The sequence below is a fragment of the Corynebacterium sp. HMSC036D03 genome (assembly GCF_001836185.1).
Classification (GTDB): domain Bacteria; phylum Actinomycetota; class Actinomycetes; order Mycobacteriales; family Mycobacteriaceae; genus Corynebacterium; species Corynebacterium simulans.
In genome coordinates this window covers 21663-41538 of the sequence record NZ_KV827739.1, presented here as the reverse complement: position 1 = coordinate 41538, position 19876 = coordinate 21663, and the positions used below count along the sequence as shown (strand labels likewise).

Below are 19876 nucleotides of genomic sequence, written 5' to 3'. Positions count from 1 at the left end.
CGGTGAAAGGCGCTATTTGCTAACTTTGCAAAACTGCTGTGTGCAGTAAATCTCCTGTGTAATCGCGAAAACTACTGTGCAAGGCGTTATGATCTTGCTCATGCCAGAAAATGGAAGGAATAAAGCAGTGGCTGATGCGGCCAGCAAGCTCGGAATCACCGAGGGGCAGATTGCCCTTGAACTCGGGTGGGACGAGGATTGCGATTCCAGCATCTCCGAATCTATTGAGGATGTCCTTGGAGAGGATTTTCTCGATGAAGAAACTGACGAGCTTTGCGACGTCGTGCTTCTTTGGTGGCGTGCCGAAGACGGCGACCTCGTCGATGGTCTCGTCGATGCAACCCGCCCGCTAGGGGACTCTGGCCGGATCTGGCTTATGACCCCAGGAGCAGGCAAGCCGGGCAACCTCGCGCCGGGTGACATCTCCGAGTCCGCTCAGCTCGCAGGCTTGGTGCAGACTAAAGCGGAGCGCCTAGGCGAGTGGCAAGGTTCTTGTTTGGTTGCTCGCGGATATACCAAGAAATAACTTTTACCAGGCGATTTGTTAGCTAACGCTTGTGTGGGCTAATCTTATGCAAGCGTTAACGCAATGCGGCTTTAGCTCAGCTGGAAGAGCAACTGGTTTACACCCAGTAGGTCGGGGGTTCGATCCCCTCAGGCCGCACCATTGTGAAGTCTCGAGACATCGTTCCTTTGGATGGTGTCTCGAGATTTTTGTTTCCTTCAAACGCGCTTCGCACCGCCAGGCGTGGTTTCATGTACCGATGTATGTAAATAGCGGCCAGAAACCTGGTGATTCAGGCACGCTATATACACACAGAGGTACATACGCCGTGGACTGTCTTCGGTGTCCTTAATATGGGGCGCCTACGCGGTATTCTGCTCCAGCCATGCGTTGATGCCGCCGCGCAGGGAGTAGACCTCTCTAAAGCCGCGCTCGCGCAGTGCGGCGACGGCTTGGGCGGAGCGGCTGTCTGGGCGGAAGCCCGCAAATGGTGAGGAGGGATGGGTATATCCAGGCTACTCGCGTCACACTGGTTGCTTTGAGAATCAAGAGTTGCGGGGCGACCTCACCATTTGGATGCAAAGGGCGCTAAGCCGCCGTAAATGGTGAGGTCGGCGGCTTAGAAGCGTTCCTGGCCGCGTTCGCGGATCTTTTCATAAAAATCCGGCTTGGAGTCGCCGTAGCGGGAACGGCTGCGACGCGAAGGCGTCGTGTCTGCACGCGGGGTGGATTCCGCGGCGGCCGCGGGCTCCGTGGTTTCCTTGGTGGAATCCGTGGAAGGGCCTGCAGCGAGGGCAGAGTCTGCAGCAGAGCCAGGGCCTGCAGTGGGGGCAGAAGCGCCATCTGTGCTGGTGGCAGCCTGCAATGCCGCTTCTTCCTCGCGGGCCCGGCGGCGTTCGCGGATTTCGGACCACACGAAGTAGCCCAAGCCCAGCGGCGCCATGATGCCGAAGGCAATCCACTGGTAGCCATAAGACAAGTGGTTACCGCGGTCGAGCTGCGGGACCTCCAAGGCGGTCAGCTCACCCGGCTGCTCAGGCGAGAGCTGGATGTAGTCGTGGCCCAACTTTGTATCGGTAAGCGAGGCCACCTCTTCGGTGTGAATTGAGTAGACCTGCTCGTAGCCTTCTTGATCAATCGGCGCAGAGGCGTGCTTCGGCTCGTCCGCGCGAATCATGCCGACAATTGTGGTCTCACCGGCAGGAGCCTTAGGAATCGAGGGCACAGTGTTTCCCTCACCAGCGGCAATCCAGCCGCGGTTGACCAGCATGGTCAGGCCAGAGTCTGTGCGGAAGGGTACCAATGACTGGTATACCGCACCCGAAGAAACTGGACGCAGGCGCAGTAGCACTTCCTCATCAGCCAAGTAGCGTCCGTGGAGGGTAGCGCGGGACCATTCATCATCTGCGATGGCACCCTCAGAATCAACGACCTCAGAAAGCGGGCGTGGGTCCGCCTCATAAGCCTGGGCGATTAGGTGATTGCGTTCCACAATTCGGTCATCTTTGCCCAGCTGCCAGGGCGCTAGCACCGTGAAAGCAAAGTAGGAAAAGGTCACCACGAAGATGAGCAGCAGAACCCATCCCGGCTTGAGGAACGTCTTTAACATGCCCTTATCCTAGACCTGCTGCTCGCGAATCCAATCCAGCAGGCCAGGCACGGCTGCTTCAATTTCCTTACGGGTTCGTGCGAAGTCTTCCACCGTGCCGTAGTAAGGATCCTCCACGTTGAGCTCCTCGGCATTCGGGTCGAAGCTGCGCATCAAACGAACGCGTTCCGGGTCGATACCTCGCTCGATGAGGGCGTCGCGGTGGCCGGAATCCATCGCGATGAAAAGATCCGCATCCATGTGCTCAGGGCCGAGCTTCGTCGCGCGGTGGGTTGCGCCGTCGTGGCCGCCGCTGCGCAGCTCCGCGATGGCGCGCGGGTCCGCGCCCTGGCCCACATGCCAGCCGCCCAATCCACAGGAAGAGGTACGGGCGACGAGATCTAGCATGTCGGTCTCCATGGCATCGCGAACGATGATTTCCGCCATGGGGGAGCGGCAAATATTGCCCGTGCAGACGAACACGAGGTGCAATGCGGAGGGGTTGTCCTCAGAAGTCATGGGGGTTTAGACCTCTTATAAGCAAATAGAGCGATTTCTGAACGAAAGCTAGGATAGTGCAGCAGCGCGCAGAGAGCGAAAACATAGCGAATAATGCATTAAGGAGCCTTAAGCCATGGCGCAGACAACCGTTGGTGATATCCGCCGCGTCCTCGAGGAAGCCTATCCGCCGCACCTGGCCGAAAAGTGGGATGCCGTGGGCCTTATCTGCGGTGATCCGGAAGACGAGGTGGGAAAGGTGGCCTTCGCACTCGACTGCACCCAGCAGGTTGCAGAAAAGGCAGTGGAGATGGGCGCGCAGATGCTAGTTGTGCACCACCCTTTGCTCCTGCGCGGGGTGACTTCCGTGGCAGCGGATACGCCAAAGGGCAAGGTCATCCACACCTTGCTCAAGGGCGGCGTCGCCTTGTTCGCAGCACACACTAATGCGGATAAGGCCCGCCCGGGCGTTAACGACAAGCTCGCCGAGCTGGTGGGCATCGAGCCGGGACGTCCGATCATTCCGCACGCGCTTTCCGACGCCGAGGTCACCGAGACCAGCCTCGGCTTGGGGCGCATCGGCGAGCTGCCCGAGCCAATGACTCTGCGCGAATTTACGCAGCAGGTCGCGAACGCGCTTCCGGAGACGGCCTGGGGAATTCGCGCGGCGGGTGACCCAGATGGCATCGTCAAGCGCGTGGCGGTCTCGAGTGGCTCCGGTGATTCCTTCCTGGATGCCGCTCGTGAGCTGGACGTGGATGTGTATGTGACCTCGGATCTGCGCCACCACCCCGTGGACGAGCACTTGCGTGCAGGGGGACCTGCCGTGGTCGATACTGCCCACTGGGCCAGCGAATTTCCATGGACTATGCAGGCGCGCGATATCGTGGAAAAGGCTTACAAGGTGGATACTGAAATCATCGAGCTGCGCACCGACCCGTGGACATTGTCCGTCCACGGAAAATAATCGCCTCGGGAAGACCTGCCATAAGGAGAACTAAATGAAACTGTCGAAGCAACTGCAGCCTGTCCTGCTGGAACTTGCCAACCTCGAGCGTTCCCAGGGCGTTACGGGAGAAAAGACCATTCCGGAGCAGCAGGAGTACGAAAAGGCACAGCTTGAGCACAAGCGGCTTGTCGACGCCGCCGGTTCCGCCCAACTCGCCGTCGACGACATGGAGATGGAAATCCTGCGTATCCAGGCCGATGAGCGCAAGCTGCGCCAGCGCGAGCGCGACGATAAGGCCCAGTTGGGAGCCGAGGTTGACCCGGAGCGTCGCAAGGACTTGGAGCATGACCTGTATGCGGCAAAGTCGCGCATCGCAGACTTGATGAGCGAGCTGCAGGAAGCTCACAATGAGATTCACGCGCTGCGCTCGAACCGCGACGTGCACGGTGCGCGTGTGGATGAGTCCCAGCGCAAGTTGGAAAAGCTCGCGCGTGCTGCGGAGGCGGCGCAGGAGGCAGTGGATAACCGCCCGGATCCGGCAATCCGCATTGCGGAGCTGCGCGAGCAGCTGCCTGCCGACGTCCTGGATAGCTACGATTCCGTGCGCCACGAAAACGGTGTCGGTGCGGCGGCCTTCAAGGGGCGCGCATGTGGTGGCTGCTTCATCGTGCTGCCGCCGGCAGAGCAGAATGCGGTGCGTAACGCCCCAACCGAGGTCCTGCCGCAGTGCGGCGATTGCGGCTCCTACCTGGTGCGCCCGGCCTAATGAAGCTGGTTATTTATGCCGATGGCGGTTCCCGTGGCAATCCGGGAATCGCGGGTTCCGGCACCGCTGTCTATTCCGCCGACCGCCAGCAGCTGCTGCGCGAAATCGCATATGTCGTAGGTAAAAAGTCCACCAATAACGTGGCCGAGTACCACGGCTTGCTGCGTGGGCTCGAGGCCGCGGTGGAGCTAGGCGCCGACGAAGTTGATTTCTTCATGGACTCTAAGCTCGTGGTCGAGCAGATGAACGGGCGCTGGAAGATCAAGCACCCAGACATGCAGGCCCTGGCGTTGGAGGCGCGCAAACTCATCGACCAAATCGGCACGTTCAACCTGAGCTGGGTGCCGCGTGCCAAGAACAAGGTCGCGGATGCGTTGTCGAACGTGGCGATGGATGCCGCCGCCGCGGGCGAGCCGGTGGGTTTTGTCGGCGATACTGAGCAGGCGGATCAGGCTCCTGCGGTGCAGGAGACCGCCAGTGTGGAACCGGGAGAGCCGGCCGCTGCGAGCCAGCCCAGCGATTGGATGGCCGAGCAAGGCCCGGTCACGCGTTTCATCCTGGTTCGCCACGGACAAACCGCGATGTCGGTGGCCAAGCAGTACTCAGGCCATGCCGATCCAGAGTTGACCGAGTTCGGCCGCAAACAGGCACTCGCAGCTGCCCAGGCGCTGGCCGATACGCCAGTCGATGCCATCGTCTGCTCACCACTCAAGCGCTGCCAGCAGACCGCACAGGCGATTGCGCGCAGCGTGCGCCCGGCCGGAGCTGATAAAGATGCTCTTGAGGTGGAAACCGTAGCGGGCTTAATCGAGGTCGACTTCGGGCTGTGGGAAGGCAAGACCTTCGCCGAGGCCCACGCTGCCGATGGCGAGCTGCACGGCCAGTGGCTAGAGGATGCCTCCGTGGCCTGCCCCGGCGGCGAGTCCTTGCAGCAGGTTCACCGCCGCGTGCGCAAGACCCGCCAGGAGTTGCAGGAAAAGTATGCGGGCAAGACCGTCGTGGTGGTCTCGCATGTCAATCCCATCAAGTCCTTTATCAGGCAGAGCTTGGACGCAGGTCCGGTGACTTTTAATCGCCTCTTTTTGGACTTGGCGTCGATAAGCATTGCGGAATTCTGGGACGGCGGCTCGATGCTGCGCGGTTTCAACGATGTGGGCCATTTGCAGTCACTGGGCTAGACTGTAACGCGCGAATGAGCCGACCGGGTGAACGCGTCCTTTCCGAACCAACCTCCACGAGGGGCAAGGCGGGGGACGAGGAAAGTCCGGACTCCACAGAGCACAGTGGTTGCTAACGGCAACCCGGGGCGACCCGCGGGCAAGTGCAACAGAAAGTAGACCGCCGAACGACTTCGCTACGCCTCGTCGTACGAAGATTCGTGAGGTAAGGGTGAAACGGTGAGTTAAGAGCTCACCAGCACCGTCAGTGATGGCGGTGGCTGGGTAAACCCCACTGGGAGCAAGGCATCATGGCCGGCATTTTTGCGGGCTTGATCAGGCGTTCGAAGGCTGCTCGCTTTAGCCTGAAGGTAGCTGCTTGAACCAACTGGCAACGGTTGGTCTAGATGGATGTTCACCGCCGCACGCTTGATGCGTGCGGGAAGACAGAATCCGGCTTATGCGTCGACTCATTCGCCCATTTTTCTGGAACAATGGGGTGGCATGAAACTCTATGCCGCCCCATTAGATTTCCGCTCCGTCGCCGCCGAATTCGGTGTGCCCACCGACTTTAGTGAGGAACTGTGTGCGGCGGCCGCGGCCGCGCAGGATCGTTTCGCCACCTTGCGCCGCGATGCGCGTGATATCCCGCTGGTTACCATCGACCCATTGGGCTCCAAAGACTTGGACCAAGCCGTGTGCATTGAGGCGCGCATGGATGGCTACCGGGTGTATTACGCTATTGCCGACGTCGCGGCTTTCATCGAGCCCGGCAGCGCCCTGGAGGAGGAGACCTTCCGCCGCGGGCAGACCATATATCTGCCCGATGAACCAGCGCGTTTGCATCCCACGGTGTTGTCGGAGGACAAGGCCTCCTTGCTGGAGGGCGTGGATCGCCCGGCCGTGTTGTGGACCATCGACCTCGATGGGGCGGGCGAGGTTCTGGACTTTACTTTGGCGCGAGCATTGGTGCGCTCGAGGGCGCGGCTGGATTATGAAGGCGTGCACGCGGATCTGGCAGCGGGCAGCATGCATTCCTCGATTGCTTTGTTGCCGCAAGTAGGAAAGCTGCGGCAGGCTTCCTCGCTGCGCCGGGAGGCGATTAATCTGCGGCTTCCTTCCCAGAGTGTCGAGGAATTCGAGGAAGATTGCCAACACCGCTATGAACTGGTCATTGAGCCGCGGTACGAGGTCATGGACTATAACTCGGAGATTTCTCTGCTGACCGGGATGTGCGCGGGGCAGCTGATGGAAAAGCACGGCGTGGGGTTGCTGCGCACGCTGCCTGCGGCCACGGCGGAAGCTGAGGAGGAGTTCCGCACTGAGGTTGCGGCCTTGGGCTATTCGCTTGACGACGCCTCGATTACTCAGTTCCTGCAAACACTCGATGCGGATTCGCCGCGGGGCATGGCCGCAATGCGGGAAGCGCAGCGCCTGCTGCGCGGTGCCGGCTACGTGTGGCTGGAGGAATCGCCCGCGGAGGTACACGCGGGCATCGGCGGCTACTACGCGCATGTGACTGCGCCGCTGCGGCGGTTGGCGGATCGATTCGCCACGGAGGTCTGCCTCGCGCTCGCACACGGCGAATCTGTGCCGGAGTGGGTTAGTTCGCGCGCTGGGGACTTAACTCGCACGATGGCCACGACCTCGCAGCTGGCCTCCCAAGTGGATAAAGCCTGTCTGAACCTGACAGAGGCAACCGTTCTCGAGCCATGGGTGGGCACGAACTTTGAAGCGATCGTGGTCCAGGGTGGGCCAACGCGTGAGAAAGCCCGCATCTTTGTGACGCAACCTCCGGTATTTGCGGAGGCTGTCGGGCACCCAGATACGGGCAGTGAGTCTAACTTCTCTCTGGTCAAAGCTGACGTGGCAGAGCGCGACGTGCTTTTTGCGTGGCCTGCTGATTAGTTGTGGTTAGTTCGCTGCTGTGGCTAGAAGGTATTAGCTTGCTCGCCGTCGAGCAGTGGAACCACCAGCAATCCGTCCTCGGCGAGGTCCGCTGCGAAGTTATCGGCCTTGGCCGCCGGCACGAAAGCGATGACAGACTGGGAAGTACCAGCGTGTGCTGAACGCGCAGAGCGTGCGCCGCGCACCGTGGCTAGCTCGGCAATCTTTTCCGCGGAGTGCAGGCTATAAACCGTGGTTAGTGCTTGCTGCGACTGGTTAAGCAGCGGGAAGAGATCGGTGCCGCGGCGCGAACGCAGGGCGCGGGCGAGCTCTTGGGCGCGCTCGGTTTCTTCCGAATAGAACACCAACCACTCGGCGGCTTCGGCCAAGGTGGGCTGGTTGGCCGAGCCATGTACCTTGTGAACTGCCTTCAGCCAATCCAGCACGCGCTGGGATGCGTCGGGCAAAAGCCGCAACGACTCAGCGCCGAAAGCATGGCAGGCATCATCGATGAAACGCTCACGCTGGCGAATCGCGGCGATGCCTGGTGTGGCATCGAAATCGCCGGGGACGGTAACAGCAAACGCGGCAATCTCGCGGGTAACTGGGTGGGGCGCCTGGGTGACGGAGCCATCCGCGTAGTCCACGATTGTTACTGTCTCGCCCACGCCTCGGAGCGCGGCAGTGTGGCGGGCACGCAGGGCGGGGTATTCGCCGAAGGTGCCGACCGACTGGGAGCAGACATCGGCGATGCGTGCGCGCAGGGGAGCGGAGTGAAGATCTTCGGCATCACCGAGCAACGCTAACGCTACAGCGACATCTCCCGCGGCAAGCGCACCAAGACCGGCTGCGAAAGGAATATCGCTAACCACCGTGACGTCCATGCCGGCGGTTTCACGAGAAAGCAGCTGGCGGTTAATCATGGTGTGTGCGATGCCGCCCCAACGGGCTGCGAAGCCACCGACCGGAGCCGCCGGGATGATGGGCTGGCCCTCAGAATCTATTGACGGCAGCTGCTCTGCGGCACGGGATGCCAGTTCGGTGAGACTGATGGCGTCGTTGATGGTCTCGCCCTCGTGCGGAACAAGGTGAACCGCAATGGTGCCGTCGGTACGTGGGCTAACCGCTGCGGCAGCACGCATCTGTGCTAAGCCCATTATGGCGACGCCACCAAAGTGGTCAATGTGCTCGCCAATGAGCGAGAAAGTAGCGGGCGCACTAGCGCAGTGTGCTGGTTCCGTGCCTACTAGTTCGAGGTGGGCAGCGTTGATTCGCTCCGCTGCGGGGGAAGAAGGCGTGGACCACATCGGCATGGTGCGAGGAACTCCTTGGTGCTGCTTTGGGGGACTTTGGACTTTCATAGTCTAGCGTTTACGCGCCAGACGCCTATTGGGATGTGCCTGTAAAGTGGTGGCACCCCTTAAACACCCTAGTGTGGCCGCCGGCCACCGCTACCCGCAACATGGGGTGCGGACAGTAGCAGCAGAAGGGCTAGTTAAGAAAAGGAGCCTTTTATGAGCAACCCAGATGAGCAGTGGTACTACGACACCGCCACCGGCAAGGTAACCCAGGGCGCTGAAAGCAGTTGGGATAACCGCATGGGCCCGTACGCCACCCGCGAGGAAGCAGAGCACGCTATCGAGATTGCGAAGGCTCGCAACGAAGCCGCTGATGCTTACGACGCGGAAGATGACGCTTAAGACTCGATCCTATTTCTTGAGCTTCTTGCTCAGCGGCTTGAACGCGGACTTGATGGCCTTGAAGGATTCGGCATAATCGTCAAGTGCTTCGAGGCCAATATTGCGTTCACGCTGGTAAAGAAGGCCGTAACCAAAAGTGTCTTCACCGCGGCGGCGAGCGGTGTTGGCCAGCTCTAGGAGCTTGTCACGGGAAGTGACGGAGTCTTGGAAATCACCCAAGACCGATTGCATTTGCTTGCAAGCCTTGTACAGGCCCTTGGTCTTTAGGTTCGTCGCAGAACCGGCAGCCTCTGCTGCATAACGCAGCTTCTTAGCGGCCTTGCGCATGTCGTGGAAGTAATCCTCACGCTCGTGCAGCGATAGTTCTGGGTTATCCCAGTTCTTGATTGCCTTCTCATGACGCTTGACCAGCTTCTTGTACGCCTCGTTGAGGTGCATCGCCATGACCTGGTCCATGGACGGAGCTTCCTGCTTCTTGGCGGCAGCGTCCTTCTTTTTCTTCGGCGCGGTGTCCGTAGCCTCTGCTTCTTGGGCGGTCTCTTCCGAACCCGAGGCCTCAGCAGCGTCCGCGGCTTCTGCAGCTGGAGTAACGGTGGAAACTACTGTGGCGTCTTCGGTCTCTTCGGCATCATCTGCAGGCGCTTCCTCGGAGTCCTGTGCTACTGGTGGGTTGGCTAGTAGCTCATCAAGCGAATCCAGCAGCTCCAAGTAGCGCTCCGAATCGAGTGCGGCAACCACGTGGCGGTGAGCGCGGCGGTATGCGGTGCCCATGTCGCGTGAGATGTGCTCGCGCGTTGCCTCGTCCAATGTGTCGGAATCTTCGGAGGCAAGCAAGCTCTGCCAGCGTTCTTCAACAACCTCAGCGTCGCGTGCTACGCCTAGGATGCCGGCGAGAAGCTTTAGCTCAGATTCGATGCGCTCGATTTCCGGGCCAACGACAATGCCGTGGAAGGTTTGAATGTGGCTGCGCAGCTCGCGGGTAGCCACGCGCATCTGGTGGACAGAATCCCATTCGTTGCGACGGACGCGGGGGTCGTAGTCGACGAGCTTGTCACGGTTCGCCTCCAGCGCACTGACCACCGCGGCGGCAGCGGAATCCGGTTCCACGCTCGAAGTCTGCAGTGCTGGAGGAAGGGGCGCGTTGCGGATGGAATCGCCCAAAGCGGACTTCAGCTTGGACGGGGAGGAGGAAACGCGTGCGCCGGCGCCGATGAGGAGGGACGTGGCTTCGCGGATGAAGCGGCTTCCTTCATTGGTGCCTGGTAGGTCGCCGGCGAGCTCCACTTCCCACTCACGCCAGGTATGCTGACCGCCTCCTTGCAGGAAGGAGAAAGCGGTGACGTGGTCATCGCAGAATTCAGCAACCGGTTTTCCCTCGGCGTTAGCAAGAACCATCTCAGTACGGTTGTTATCAACCTGGGCGATGGGGGCAAGCGGGTGATTGCGGATAACGGAGCGAACCTCGTGGAGAAGCTCTGCTGGGACCTCGTAACGGCCATCTACTGGCTCGCCGAGCTCGGCATGAATCTCCGTTCGGCCTTGGCTGCCCGGAATCTTAATGTGCCAGCCATCATCATTTCCGCCCGTACGACGACGCAACGTGATCTTTGCATGGGTCAGACGCAGGTCTTCGGTGTCGTAGTAGATGGCAGAAAGTGCGTGGTGGTGGGTTTCAGCGATGTGGTCCACGCCAGCGAGCCGGGTGAGCTCAGGCAATTGGATGGATTCAGCGACTGCGAACTTTGCTTCGACTTCGAGGAAAGTCTTCGTAGACATGCACACACCTTTAATCAATACGTATTTAAGGAAAGAAGAGTTACTAAACGAAAGCCTACCCGTCAGCGTAGGTTAATGGGGCAGGCTTTCCAGACGTTAACTGGCGATCTGCCGCTGGCTGCTTGAGCCTATGGAATCGCCTGCAAGATGCGATTTTTCAGCCGCACTTGCACCATCGTGTACCCCGGCCCAACTACTGGCAGAAAGCGTCATTGCGGAAAGGTGAGGGAACAAGCGGTTGCGGGCTTCCTCGGAACCAACCTGGCGCTCATACAGCGCCGGGATTGCCTGCCGGGCAAGGCTGCGGCCATCGGCCTCATTGCCGGTTTCTGCCGTACGGGCATCTGCTGCTTCAGACATTCCGGTGAAGTTAGCTTCATCGAGCAACTCCGAGATGCGGGCGGCATAGGACAACCAGAAACTACGGCGGTAGGCGGCGGTCTCGCCGCGGCTGCGCGCCTGGGCCGCACCGTCTCCGGAGCGCATGTACCAGTCGCATTGGCGGCTCAAGGAATCGAAGAGCTGGGCCACATGCGCGGAATCTTCCGCCGTGCCAACAACGCAGGCGATGCCCTTTTCGTGCGCGAGGATTGAGGCGCAACCATTGTGATAGGCCACAACGCCCAGCAAACTCGCTTGGTGCTTTACATACGGGGCGTGGATATGCACGCGCCGAGCAAGGAAATCTGGAGCGTGCCCAGCAAACACATCTTCCACACGGTAGCGCTGTTGCAGGGACTGCGCCTTGGCAATGAGCGCATCCGCTTCATTCTCAAAGGGAGTGGATTCCGCCTTGCGCAGGAGGTTGTTTATCTTCTCGCGAATCTTCGCTTGCTTCGGATCAATATCCGCTTGGCGGTCCTTCGCGGCCGCGACCAAAAGCTCAGTATCACGCAGCTTAGGCAGTCGTAACAGCTCCAGGCTTAGCTTGCGAAGTGTTTCCTCCGGGAGAATCAGCGAGCCCGAACGTGGTGGCGCTAATTGCAGCCATTGCTTGCGCAGTACCGGCGAAGAAATGCGCGCCGGGACGCGTGGTGCGGCGCGATAGAGCAGGGGATGGACCTTAGGACCTAGAACGTGGAGGATATCGGCCGGTGCCCAGCCTTTCTCGGCGGCCCAGACAGCGTTGATGAGAGCTTCGTTGTGGAGAGCGCGGTGGGAGTGGTCAGTGTCTTGGTACATGGTTTTCCTCTCGGCTGTGTTCGAATGTGTGTTCAGCAAAGCACGCCGCCCAGACATCCCTTCCACGCATCGCCCCCACCTTTTGCCCCCGAGATACTTTGCTGAAATGGTCAAACGCCGCCCAAAGTAGTGTCTAATAGAGTGCGCAATTTACGCGTGTATCGCAGGTAAGGTTTAGAGCATGAACAGCCAACATGAATTCGTCCTCCGCACAGTCGAAGAACGCGATATTCGCTTCATCCGCCTGTGGTTCACCGACATCTTGGGCGCACTCAAGTCCGTTGTCATGAGCCCCTCCGAGCTGGAATCAGCATTCGAGGAGGGCGTAGGTTTCGACGGTTCATCTATCGAAGGTTTTTCCCGCATCGCCGAGTCGGATACTCTCGCCCTGCCAGATCCTTCGACCTTTCAGATCATGCCTTTCGACCAAGATGAGCCGGAGATTGCTTCGGCGCGCATGTTCTGCGATATTGCCCAACCAGACGGCCAGCCTTCCATGGTGGATCCGCGCCATATCCTGCGTCGCCAGGTCACCGAAAGCGCCAATGAGGGCTTTACCTGCATGGCTGCACCAGAAATCGAGTTCTACCTGCTGGAGCAATCGCCGGATAATACAAATCTCATCGCGACGGACAATGGCGGTTACTTCGACCAAGCCACCCATGACCGCGCGCCGAGCTTCCGCCGTCACTCCATGTCGGCGCTAGAGGCCTTGAGTATTGCCACGGAATTTAGCCACCATGAGACCGCGCCGGGCCAGCAGGAAATCGATCTACGCCATGCCGACGTGATGACCATGGCCGATAACATCATGACCTTCCGCCACGTCATAAAACAGGTGGCTGCTGACCAAAAAGTCCAGGCCACGTTCATGCCGAAGCCTTTTGAACACTTGCCAGGTTCTGGCATGCACACCCACTTGAGCCTGTTTGAAGGAGAGCACAATGCTTTCCACGATCCCGACGATGAATTTTCCTTGTCCCAAACCGCCAAGCAGTTCATTGCGGGCATTTTGGAGCACTCCGTTGAGTTGACTGCTGTGACCAACCAATGGACCAATTCCTATAAGCGCTTGATGTTCGGCAACGAGGCGCCGGGCTCAGCAACCTGGGGCGTTTCGAATCGTTCTGCGCTCGTCCGCGTGCCTACCTACCGTCTGGGCAAGGCGGAGTCGCGTCGCGTGGAGATCCGTTCGCTGGATTCTGCGATGAACCCATACTTGGGTTATGCCGTCTTGCTGGCAGCAGGCCTGCGTGGCATCAAGGAAGGCTACGAGTTGGGCGATCCCGCAGAGGACGATGTCCATCAGCTCACTCGCCGCGAGCGCCGCGCTATGGGCTACCGCGACCTGCCCGTCAGCTTGGACCAGGCCCTGCGTGAGTTTGAAAAGTCGGAGTTTATGGCGGAAGTCCTAGGCGAGCATGTCTTCGAGTATTTCTTGCGTGCCAAGTGGGATGAATGGCACTCCTATCAGCAGCAAATCACCAGCTTTGAGCTCAACCTCAACTACTAGTTAGGCACTTTAAAGGATTTTGATGCGCCCTATTGCAGTTCCCTCGCCGGCCACCCTAGGCCTTACTCGAGCGACGGCAGCTAAAGATCTTGAACAACTGGGCTGGGATAATCCCGAGTCGCTAGAGCTTTTGTGGACGCTCGCAGCTTCGGGTGATCCGGACCTTGCGCTGAACACGCTAATCCGCATGTATGAGGCTGTTCCCGAGCTCGATGGGCAGCTGCGTAGCAGCGAGGAATTGCGCGTGCGCACCTTAGCTTTGCTCGGGGCGTCGACAGCATTTGGTGATCACTTGGCTGCTAATCCCGAGCTGTGGCGGGAGCTGGCCAAGCCCTTGCCCACGCCAACTGAGATGCTGCAGGAGATTCTTGGCGCAGTGGGCGCTCAACCTGCAGATTTTACCGAGGACGCGCAAGAGGAACGCCCCGATACAGCCACGCCGGATTTGAACACGGCCGGCACCTACCGAGCCGCCGCAGGGGACCACAAGGCGGTGCTTAAGTCCACCTATCGCACGCTCATGATGCGCATCGCCGCTCATGATCTTGCGGGTACGTTTTTCTCCCGCAAGGGGCAGTCTGCGCCGCAGCCGCGCTTGGAGTTCCAGGTTGTCACGCGGCTTTTGACTGCGCTTGCCGACGCCGCCCTTACTGCCGCGCTCGCCGTCGCCATCCGCAACGTCTACGGCGACGACCCCGTCGACGCGAAACTGGCAGTCATGGCGATGGGCAAGTGCGGAGCTGGCGAGCTGAATTACATTTCCGACGTCGATGTCATCTTCTTATCCGACGTCGTTACGCCGAAGATTACGCGGGTGGCCTCCGAGTTTAATCGAATCGGCTCGGCCTCCTTCTTCGAAGTCGATGCCAACCTGCGCCCCGAGGGAAAGTCCGGCGCGCTGGTGCGCACCTTGGAATCCCACGTTGCTTATTACAAGCGGTGGGCAGAGACTTGGGAGTTTCAGGCTCAGCTCAAAGCACGTCCACAGACCGGCTACTTGCCGCTCGGCGAGGATTACCTGGCCCAGATCGGTCCTATGGTGTGGACCGCATCCCAGCGTGATTCGTTTGTGGAAGATGTCCAAGCCATGCGCCGCCGCGTGCTGGATAATGTGCCAAAAGAGTTGCGGCAACGCGAGCTGAAACTGGGAGAGGGCGGGCTGCGCGACGTCGAGTTTGCGGTGCAGCTGCTTCAGCTGGTGCACGGCCGCTCCGATGAGACCCTGCGCGTTCTCTCTACGGTGGATGCGCTCACCGCCCTGGTCAGCGCTGGATACGTGGGGCGTGAAGATGGCACGCAGTTGATCGAGGCCTATGAGTTTCTCCGCTTGCTAGAACACCGTCTGCAGCTTGAGCGCTTCCGCCGCACTCACGTCTTGCCTCCCGCCGATGATAAGCAGGCCCTTAAATGGCTTGCCATCATCTCCGGGTTCACCCCGCAGGGCAATAAGTCCGCCGCCGAGCGCTTGGACCAGTACCTGAAGACCACGCGCTTGCGAATTCAGGATCTCCACTCCCGCCTGTTCTACCGGCCGCTGCTTAATTCGGTGGTCTCCATGTCCGCCGACGAGCTCAAGCTTTCTCCGGAGGCGGCAAAGCTGCAGCTGGCAGCACTTGGCTATGTCTATCCCGACCGCGCCTTTGAGCACCTGACCTCCTTGGCTGCGGGCACGTCGCGAAAAGCTAGGATTCAAGCCATCTTGCTGCCTACGCTCATGGGTTGGCTTTCCTCGACCGCAGACCCAGATATGGGCCTGCTTAACTATCGCAAGCTCTCTGAGGCTGCGTATGACCGGCAATGGTTCCTGCGCATGCTGCGCGACGAAGGCATCGTGGGGCAGCGTCTAATGAGCATCTTGGGCACCTCGCCCTTTGCTTCGGACCTCATCATTAGCGCTCCCGACGTCGTCAAGCAGCTCTCCGACGGCGCTTCGGGCCCGAAGCTGCTGGAAACCAAGCCCGAGCAGGTATCGAAGGCGTTGGTTAATTCCACCAAGCGTCATGCAGACCCCGACAAGGCGGTGGCGGTGGCCCGTAGCTTGCGCCGCGTGGAATTAGCGCGCATTGCCGCGGCGGACTTGCTCGGATTTATGTCAGTGCAGCAGGTGTGTTACGAACTATCCACGATTTGGGATGCCGTGCTGGAGGCAGCGCTGCGCGCGGAGATTCGTGCTTGGCTTGGCGACGCCGCGCAAGAGGAACCGCCCGCACGCATCGCCGTCATCGGTATGGGGCGCCTGGGCGGAATGGAGCTGGGCTTTGGCTCTGACGCCGACGTCATCGTGGTGGCCGAACCTAGCGAGGGTACAGACGAGACGGAAGCGGTCAAGTGGGCAATCGGGATCGTCGATAAGCTGCGGCGTCGGCTTTCTAAACCTTCCGGCGATCCGCCGCTCGACGTTGACCTGGGGCTGCGCCCAGAAGGCCGTTCCGGTGCCGTAGTGCGCACGATTGCCTCTTATGAGCGTTATTACCGCGAGTGGGGCGAGGCCTGGGAGATGCAGGCGCTGCTGCGTGCGGCCTTCGTCGCTGGCGATCGCAGCGTGGGGGAGAAGTTCCTAGCTATGGTCGATGGTTTCCGCTATCCCGATGATGGCGTTAGCGAAAAGACCTTGCGCGCGATTCGTCGTATGAAAGCTCGCGTGGATAACGAGCGTCTGCCGCGCGGTGCTGATCGCAACACCCATACCAAGCTGGGGCGCGGCGGGTTGTCCGACATCGAGTGGACCGTACAGCTTTTGACCATGATGCATGCCCATGATTACCCGGACCTCCACGATCCTTCGACGTTGCGCGTGCTGGACGCGGTGGAAAAACACGAGCTGATTCCGCCGGAGAAGGTTCAGGTGCTGCGGGATGCCTGGCTGCTGGCAACCGACGCCCGCAATGCCTTGGTGCTCGTGCGCGGCAAGCGCGTGGATCAGCTGCCGACGCCGGGACCACAGTTGGCCCAGGTGGCCGGTGCTGCCGGCTGGGCACCGGAGGACAACCAGGAATTCCTGGATACCTATCTCAAGACCACGCGGCATGCCCGCAAGGTGGTCGACGAGGTCTTCTGGGGTGAGGCGGAGACCTTCGAGCACGAAAATGCCTAGGCTGGGAAGGCAGAGAATGAAAACTGTCCCAGCATTGAGCTTAAAGAATTGAGAAAGCCATGTCTTTGAATTTGTCGCTTGATATCACCACCGCCACCTTGGCTGACTTGGAGGCCTTCCTAGCCGCCGCTCGGGCAGCCGGGGCCACAGGCAGCGACGCGCTAGAGCTGGAAGACGCGCAGCTTCGCGTAAGCATCACGAAGCCGAGGCCAGAAGAAAATATTCACGCCCCGGCAGATGAACCAGCCACCACACAACCAACGCAGCCGCAGGCTCCGCGTCATTCCCAGCAGCCGCGCAGCGCGTGGGAGCGCACCTTGGGCGATAATGCACTTCGCTCTGTCATCGATATTCTTTCTGAGCGTCTCGACCCACCACGTGGCGGCAGCTCATTTGGTAACTTCGGCCCAAGTATTTAGAACCGCTCTTAGCCAGGATTAGACTTCAAAACTGTGTACCGCAATAAGATCGTCGCCGTGTGGGCGATTGTGGCCGTGTTGGCTATCCTCGCACTGGGCATTGGCGTGTTTGCCACCACTCGAGATAATCCACCGGCTGGTGCGCAGACCGTGGCAGAGGCCATCGGTGGCGGTGTGCTGCAAAATGACAATTCGGCAGCGCCGTCGAATATCGATGAAGAGCGCATGTACTCGCTGGCTGAAGCGCTTGGCATTCCCCCCGAGTCGATGCCGCGCGACATGCTCGAATCCGCGAATCGCTCCGAGTCCCGCGGAACCATGATCCAGGTTTTGCGCAAAGCAATCGAGCAAGGCGTCCTCAATGATGAGGAGGCCGCCGTTATCCTCAAGGCCTTTGATCTGGGCCTGGTCAACCCGGCCGTCGATACCATCGTCGCGGAAAGTTCCCCAGCGCAGTAATCACAGGAACACACAGGTGCCGTGCAGGCTCACGCGAAGCATCTGGCAGGTGCCAGACTTAATGTAATCCTCGTAAATATAACGAATGCATAACGCATTGCGTGTGGAGGAGGAACATGAACTGGCGCGAGAAACTTGGCACCGCGATCGGCGTTTCATTGGCCGTAGCAATTCCGGTCACTGGCGGACTCGGCGTTTCCTATGCGGTCAATGCCATGCCGATAGAATCCAGTGCGGAAATTCCCATTAACTCTGATGAAGTTTCGCAAAGCCCGTTGAAGGAGCCCGGCCAGGAACTCGGGGAAGCGTTGCGTAGCTTCCATCCCGGCCTATAGTGGGCGAGTATGTTGCTGCGCTCCGTCTCGATAAAGAAACAGGAACTGGATAGCTACCTGCTCCAGCTGCCCATGGTGCAATACCTGCAGGACCTGCCTTACTTCGAGTTCACCTCGCCCGTGACCTGCTTGGTGGGTGAAAACGGGGCGGGCAAGTCCACGCTTCTAGAAGCAATCGCGCTGCGTCTGCGCTTTTCGCCCTTTGGCGGGCGCTACGACGACGCCAAGCGCATCCGCGCGCCTTTTCGCGGCCTGTCCGCGGGGTTGAACTGTAAGCTCGACGAGAATCTACAACGTGGCTATTTCTTACGCGCCGAAACGCATGAGTCCGTGCTTGAGGCGGCTAATAGCCCAGACGAGCGCGCCGGGCGTAATACCTTGCCGCGCGAGGTGGACTTGGAGCACCGCTCCCACGGCGAGTCTGTCTTCGACGTGCTGGGCGAGCATATCGACGGCCGCGGGCTTTATATCCTTGACGAGCCCGAAGCCGGATTGTCCGTCGTGCGGCAGATGGCGCTCGTGGCCGAAATTCATCAAGCCGCAGAACGCGGCGCCCAGTTCCTCATTGCCACGCACTCGCCGATTTTGCTTGCCGTGCCGGGCGCGGACATCGTCGAGCTTGGCGACGCCGGTTTCGAGAGGATTTCCTTCGACGCCGCCGAGCCCGTGGCGGCTACCCGGGAATTCTTGGAGGCGCCAGAGGAAACGATAAAGTTCCTGATTACCTAGGAGACGCTGACAACCTTGACCTTCGGGCCAGTGCCTCCGCCGCGCTTGCGCAGGAAGTGCGTGACAGCTACGCCGAGCATGCCCGCAAGCCAAATGATGAGGGAAGTTACAGCGGCCGCGTGGAAGTCGCCCAGTTCGTAGTGTGGAGCGTGGCCACGGCTATCGAGCACCATGCCAAAAATTTGCGCTGCCACCATCGAAGAGATGAATCCACCCATGTTGGCCAAGCCTGTTGCCGTGGCCACCACACTGCGTTCCATGTTCTCGCGCACGATGTCGAAGCCATAGTTCGAGCACGGAGAGCAAAACGAAATAGCCACCATGAGGATGAAAAGGCTGAAGAAGCTGTTGCCCCAGAGGAAGAAAGCCGTCCACGACATTATGTTGAGTGTCGTGAAAAACAGCGCCATCCAGTCGCGGAAACCCTGCGCACGCGAGGAAATCTTGCCGTGGATTGGTCCTAACGCAAACATGCAGATCGTATAAAAGGTCAGCACCGTTCCGGCCTGTACCTTGGAGATTCCTAGTCCCTCCGTCATGAACGGCATTCCCCACAACATGACAAATACAGTCGCACCCAAAAGGCCACAGAAGTGGATGAAAAATCCCTGCCATGCAACGGGGGAACGCAGCACCATGGCCAGTCTGGTGGCCAAGGAATGCGCCTGCGAATTGGGCTGCTCGGCGGGAGTTTCGATGATGCCTAGAGCTTCAGGCGTGTCCGCTACGGCAACCGCCGCAGCTAGTGCGATGAGAATGCCCGCCGCACCCAAAGCTACAAAGGCCGTGGTCCATCCGGTCCACCCCAAAAGCGCAGCGAAAGGAATAGCGGAGACGAACTGGCCGAGCTGACCCAACGACGAGGTCACCTGGGTAAACATTGGCGTGCGGTGCAAAGGGAACCAATATGGCAGGATGCGCATCACGGATAAGAAGGCCGTGGCGTCGCCCGCGCCAATCAAAAGCCGAGCGGCAATAGCCATCCAATAATTTGTGGTTAGGCCCAGTGCTACCTGCCCCACGCCCATGATGACAGCGCCAATAACGAGCAGTTTGCGAGGACCATACTTATCAATGAGCACACCCGTAGGAATCTGTGCGAACGCATAGATACCCAACTGCACTGAGGTGAAGACCGCAATGCGAGAGGCATCGACGTCGAAACGCTCCATCGCTTCCAGCCCCGCCACACCAAAAGAGGTGCGCCCGGTAATCGCCACGATGTAGACAAGAATCGCGGCAACCCAAATGGATAAGGCTTTGGTGGTCACAACTTCCCGTGGATTTGGCACAGACATGGCTGATACTTTACGCGTGCC

18 protein-coding genes, 1 tRNA gene, 1 other RNA gene and 1 pseudogene are annotated in these 19876 nt (G+C 59.7%); 14 read left to right on the top strand and 7 right to left on the bottom strand.

The window, feature by feature from the left end; genetic code table 11:
• Nucleotides 1–100: 100 nt before the first annotated feature.
• Both HMPREF2692_RS07055 and HMPREF2692_RS07050 read left to right on the top strand, forming a co-directional pair.
• Entirely contained in the window at nucleotides 101–526 is a 426-nt protein-coding gene (locus HMPREF2692_RS07055; RefSeq protein ID WP_061923928.1) for a DUF3052 domain-containing protein, read from the top strand.
• Between the two features lie 65 nt (nucleotides 527–591).
• Nucleotides 592–667: transfer RNA gene (locus HMPREF2692_RS07050), tRNA-Val, on the top strand.
• Between the two features lie 200 nt (nucleotides 668–867).
• On the opposite strand, the pseudogene HMPREF2692_RS13545 reads toward HMPREF2692_RS07050, so the two are convergent.
• The 3 genes and pseudogenes from HMPREF2692_RS13545 to HMPREF2692_RS07040 form a co-directional block, all read right to left on the bottom strand.
• Nucleotides 868–969: pseudogene (locus HMPREF2692_RS13545) on the bottom strand (rhodanese-like domain-containing protein); the annotation flags it as partial.
• 155 nt (nucleotides 970–1124) lie between these two features.
• The gene (locus tag HMPREF2692_RS07045) at nucleotides 1125–2114 is read right to left on the bottom strand and encodes an SURF1 family cytochrome oxidase biogenesis protein (RefSeq protein WP_061923781.1); all 990 of its coding nucleotides are present in this window, start codon (nucleotides 2112–2114) and stop codon (nucleotides 1125–1127) included.
• Nucleotides 2115–2123: 9 nt separating this feature from the next.
• On the bottom strand, nucleotides 2124–2612 hold the full coding sequence (locus tag HMPREF2692_RS07040) for a low molecular weight protein-tyrosine-phosphatase (RefSeq protein ID WP_070823200.1): 489 nt from the start codon (nucleotides 2610–2612) through the stop codon (nucleotides 2124–2126).
• Between the two features lie 115 nt (nucleotides 2613–2727).
• Between HMPREF2692_RS07040 and HMPREF2692_RS07035 the strand changes: the two genes are divergently transcribed.
• The 5 genes from HMPREF2692_RS07035 to HMPREF2692_RS07015 all read left to right on the top strand — a co-directional run bounded on the left by HMPREF2692_RS07035 (nucleotide 2728) and on the right by HMPREF2692_RS07015 (nucleotide 7371).
• Complete coding sequence (locus HMPREF2692_RS07035; RefSeq protein ID WP_061923775.1) at nucleotides 2728–3558, top strand: Nif3-like dinuclear metal center hexameric protein; 831 nt, start codon at nucleotides 2728–2730, stop codon at nucleotides 3556–3558.
• 34 nt (nucleotides 3559–3592) lie between these two features.
• A complete protein-coding gene (locus HMPREF2692_RS07030; RefSeq protein WP_061923772.1) occupies nucleotides 3593–4306 on the top strand; it encodes a zinc ribbon domain-containing protein in 714 nt (237 codons plus the stop codon).
• Complete coding sequence (locus HMPREF2692_RS07025) at nucleotides 4306–5484, top strand: bifunctional RNase H/acid phosphatase (protein ID WP_061923769.1); 1179 nt, start codon at nucleotides 4306–4308, stop codon at nucleotides 5482–5484. Before HMPREF2692_RS07030 ends, HMPREF2692_RS07025 begins: the two co-directional genes overlap by 1 nt.
• Nucleotides 5485–5499: 15 nt before the next feature.
• Nucleotides 5500–5940: RNase P RNA component class A (rnpB, locus tag HMPREF2692_RS07020), an RNA gene on the top strand.
• A 27-nt stretch (nucleotides 5941–5967) separates the two neighbouring features.
• Entirely contained in the window at nucleotides 5968–7371 is a 1404-nt protein-coding gene (locus HMPREF2692_RS07015) for a ribonuclease catalytic domain-containing protein (RefSeq protein WP_061923766.1), read from the top strand.
• 23 nt (nucleotides 7372–7394) lie between these two features.
• On the opposite strand, the gene HMPREF2692_RS07010 is transcribed toward HMPREF2692_RS07015, so the two are convergent.
• A complete protein-coding gene (locus tag HMPREF2692_RS07010; protein ID WP_070587742.1) occupies nucleotides 7395–8663 on the bottom strand; it encodes a galactokinase family protein in 1269 nt (422 codons plus the stop codon).
• A 201-nt stretch (nucleotides 8664–8864) separates the two neighbouring features.
• On the opposite strand from HMPREF2692_RS07010, the gene HMPREF2692_RS07005 reads away from it, so the two are divergent.
• Nucleotides 8865–9050, top strand: coding sequence for a hypothetical protein (locus HMPREF2692_RS07005; RefSeq protein ID WP_070587739.1), 186 nt, complete (start codon nucleotides 8865–8867; stop codon nucleotides 9048–9050).
• 9 nt (nucleotides 9051–9059) lie between these two features.
• Here HMPREF2692_RS07005 and HMPREF2692_RS07000 read toward each other — a convergent pair whose 3' ends face one another.
• A complete protein-coding gene (locus HMPREF2692_RS07000; protein ID WP_070587736.1) occupies nucleotides 9060–10826 on the bottom strand; it encodes a CYTH and CHAD domain-containing protein in 1767 nt (588 codons plus the stop codon).
• Between the two features lie 96 nt (nucleotides 10827–10922).
• Nucleotides 10923–12008, bottom strand: coding sequence for a DUF2786 domain-containing protein (locus HMPREF2692_RS06995; RefSeq protein ID WP_062043853.1), 1086 nt, complete (start codon nucleotides 12006–12008; stop codon nucleotides 10923–10925).
• 181 nt (nucleotides 12009–12189) lie between these two features.
• Between HMPREF2692_RS06995 and HMPREF2692_RS06990 the strand changes: the two genes are divergently transcribed.
• From HMPREF2692_RS06990 to HMPREF2692_RS06965, 6 genes are all read left to right on the top strand, one after another.
• Nucleotides 12190–13521: a glutamine synthetase family protein gene (locus HMPREF2692_RS06990; protein ID WP_070456096.1), complete on the top strand. Its 1332-nt coding sequence runs from the start codon at nucleotides 12190–12192 to the stop codon at nucleotides 13519–13521.
• A gap of 22 nt (nucleotides 13522–13543) precedes the next feature.
• Nucleotides 13544–16615, top strand: coding sequence for a bifunctional [glutamine synthetase] adenylyltransferase/[glutamine synthetase]-adenylyl-L-tyrosine phosphorylase (locus tag HMPREF2692_RS06985; protein WP_061923750.1), 3072 nt, complete (start codon nucleotides 13544–13546; stop codon nucleotides 16613–16615).
• A gap of 59 nt (nucleotides 16616–16674) precedes the next feature.
• Nucleotides 16675–17034 carry a hypothetical protein gene (locus HMPREF2692_RS06980; RefSeq protein ID WP_061923747.1) on the top strand — a complete coding sequence of 120 codons (360 nt, stop codon included), beginning with the start codon at nucleotides 16675–16677 and terminating at the stop codon, nucleotides 17032–17034.
• Nucleotides 17035–17067: 33 nt separating this feature from the next.
• On the top strand, nucleotides 17068–17493 hold the full coding sequence (locus tag HMPREF2692_RS06975) for a hypothetical protein (protein ID WP_061923745.1): 426 nt from the start codon (nucleotides 17068–17070) through the stop codon (nucleotides 17491–17493).
• Between the two features lie 116 nt (nucleotides 17494–17609).
• Nucleotides 17610–17828, top strand: a complete 219-nt coding sequence (locus tag HMPREF2692_RS06970; RefSeq protein ID WP_070432644.1) for a hypothetical protein — start codon at nucleotides 17610–17612, stop codon at nucleotides 17826–17828.
• A gap of 9 nt (nucleotides 17829–17837) precedes the next feature.
• On the top strand, nucleotides 17838–18557 hold the full coding sequence (locus HMPREF2692_RS06965; protein ID WP_070456094.1) for an AAA family ATPase: 720 nt from the start codon (nucleotides 17838–17840) through the stop codon (nucleotides 18555–18557).
• Here the strand turns inward: HMPREF2692_RS06965 and HMPREF2692_RS06960 are convergent.
• The gene (locus tag HMPREF2692_RS06960) at nucleotides 18554–19855 is read right to left on the bottom strand and encodes an MFS transporter (RefSeq protein WP_061923739.1); all 1302 of its coding nucleotides are present in this window, start codon (nucleotides 19853–19855) and stop codon (nucleotides 18554–18556) included. The genes HMPREF2692_RS06965 and HMPREF2692_RS06960 overlap by 4 nt on opposite strands.
• Between the last annotated feature and the right edge of the window lie 21 nt (nucleotides 19856–19876).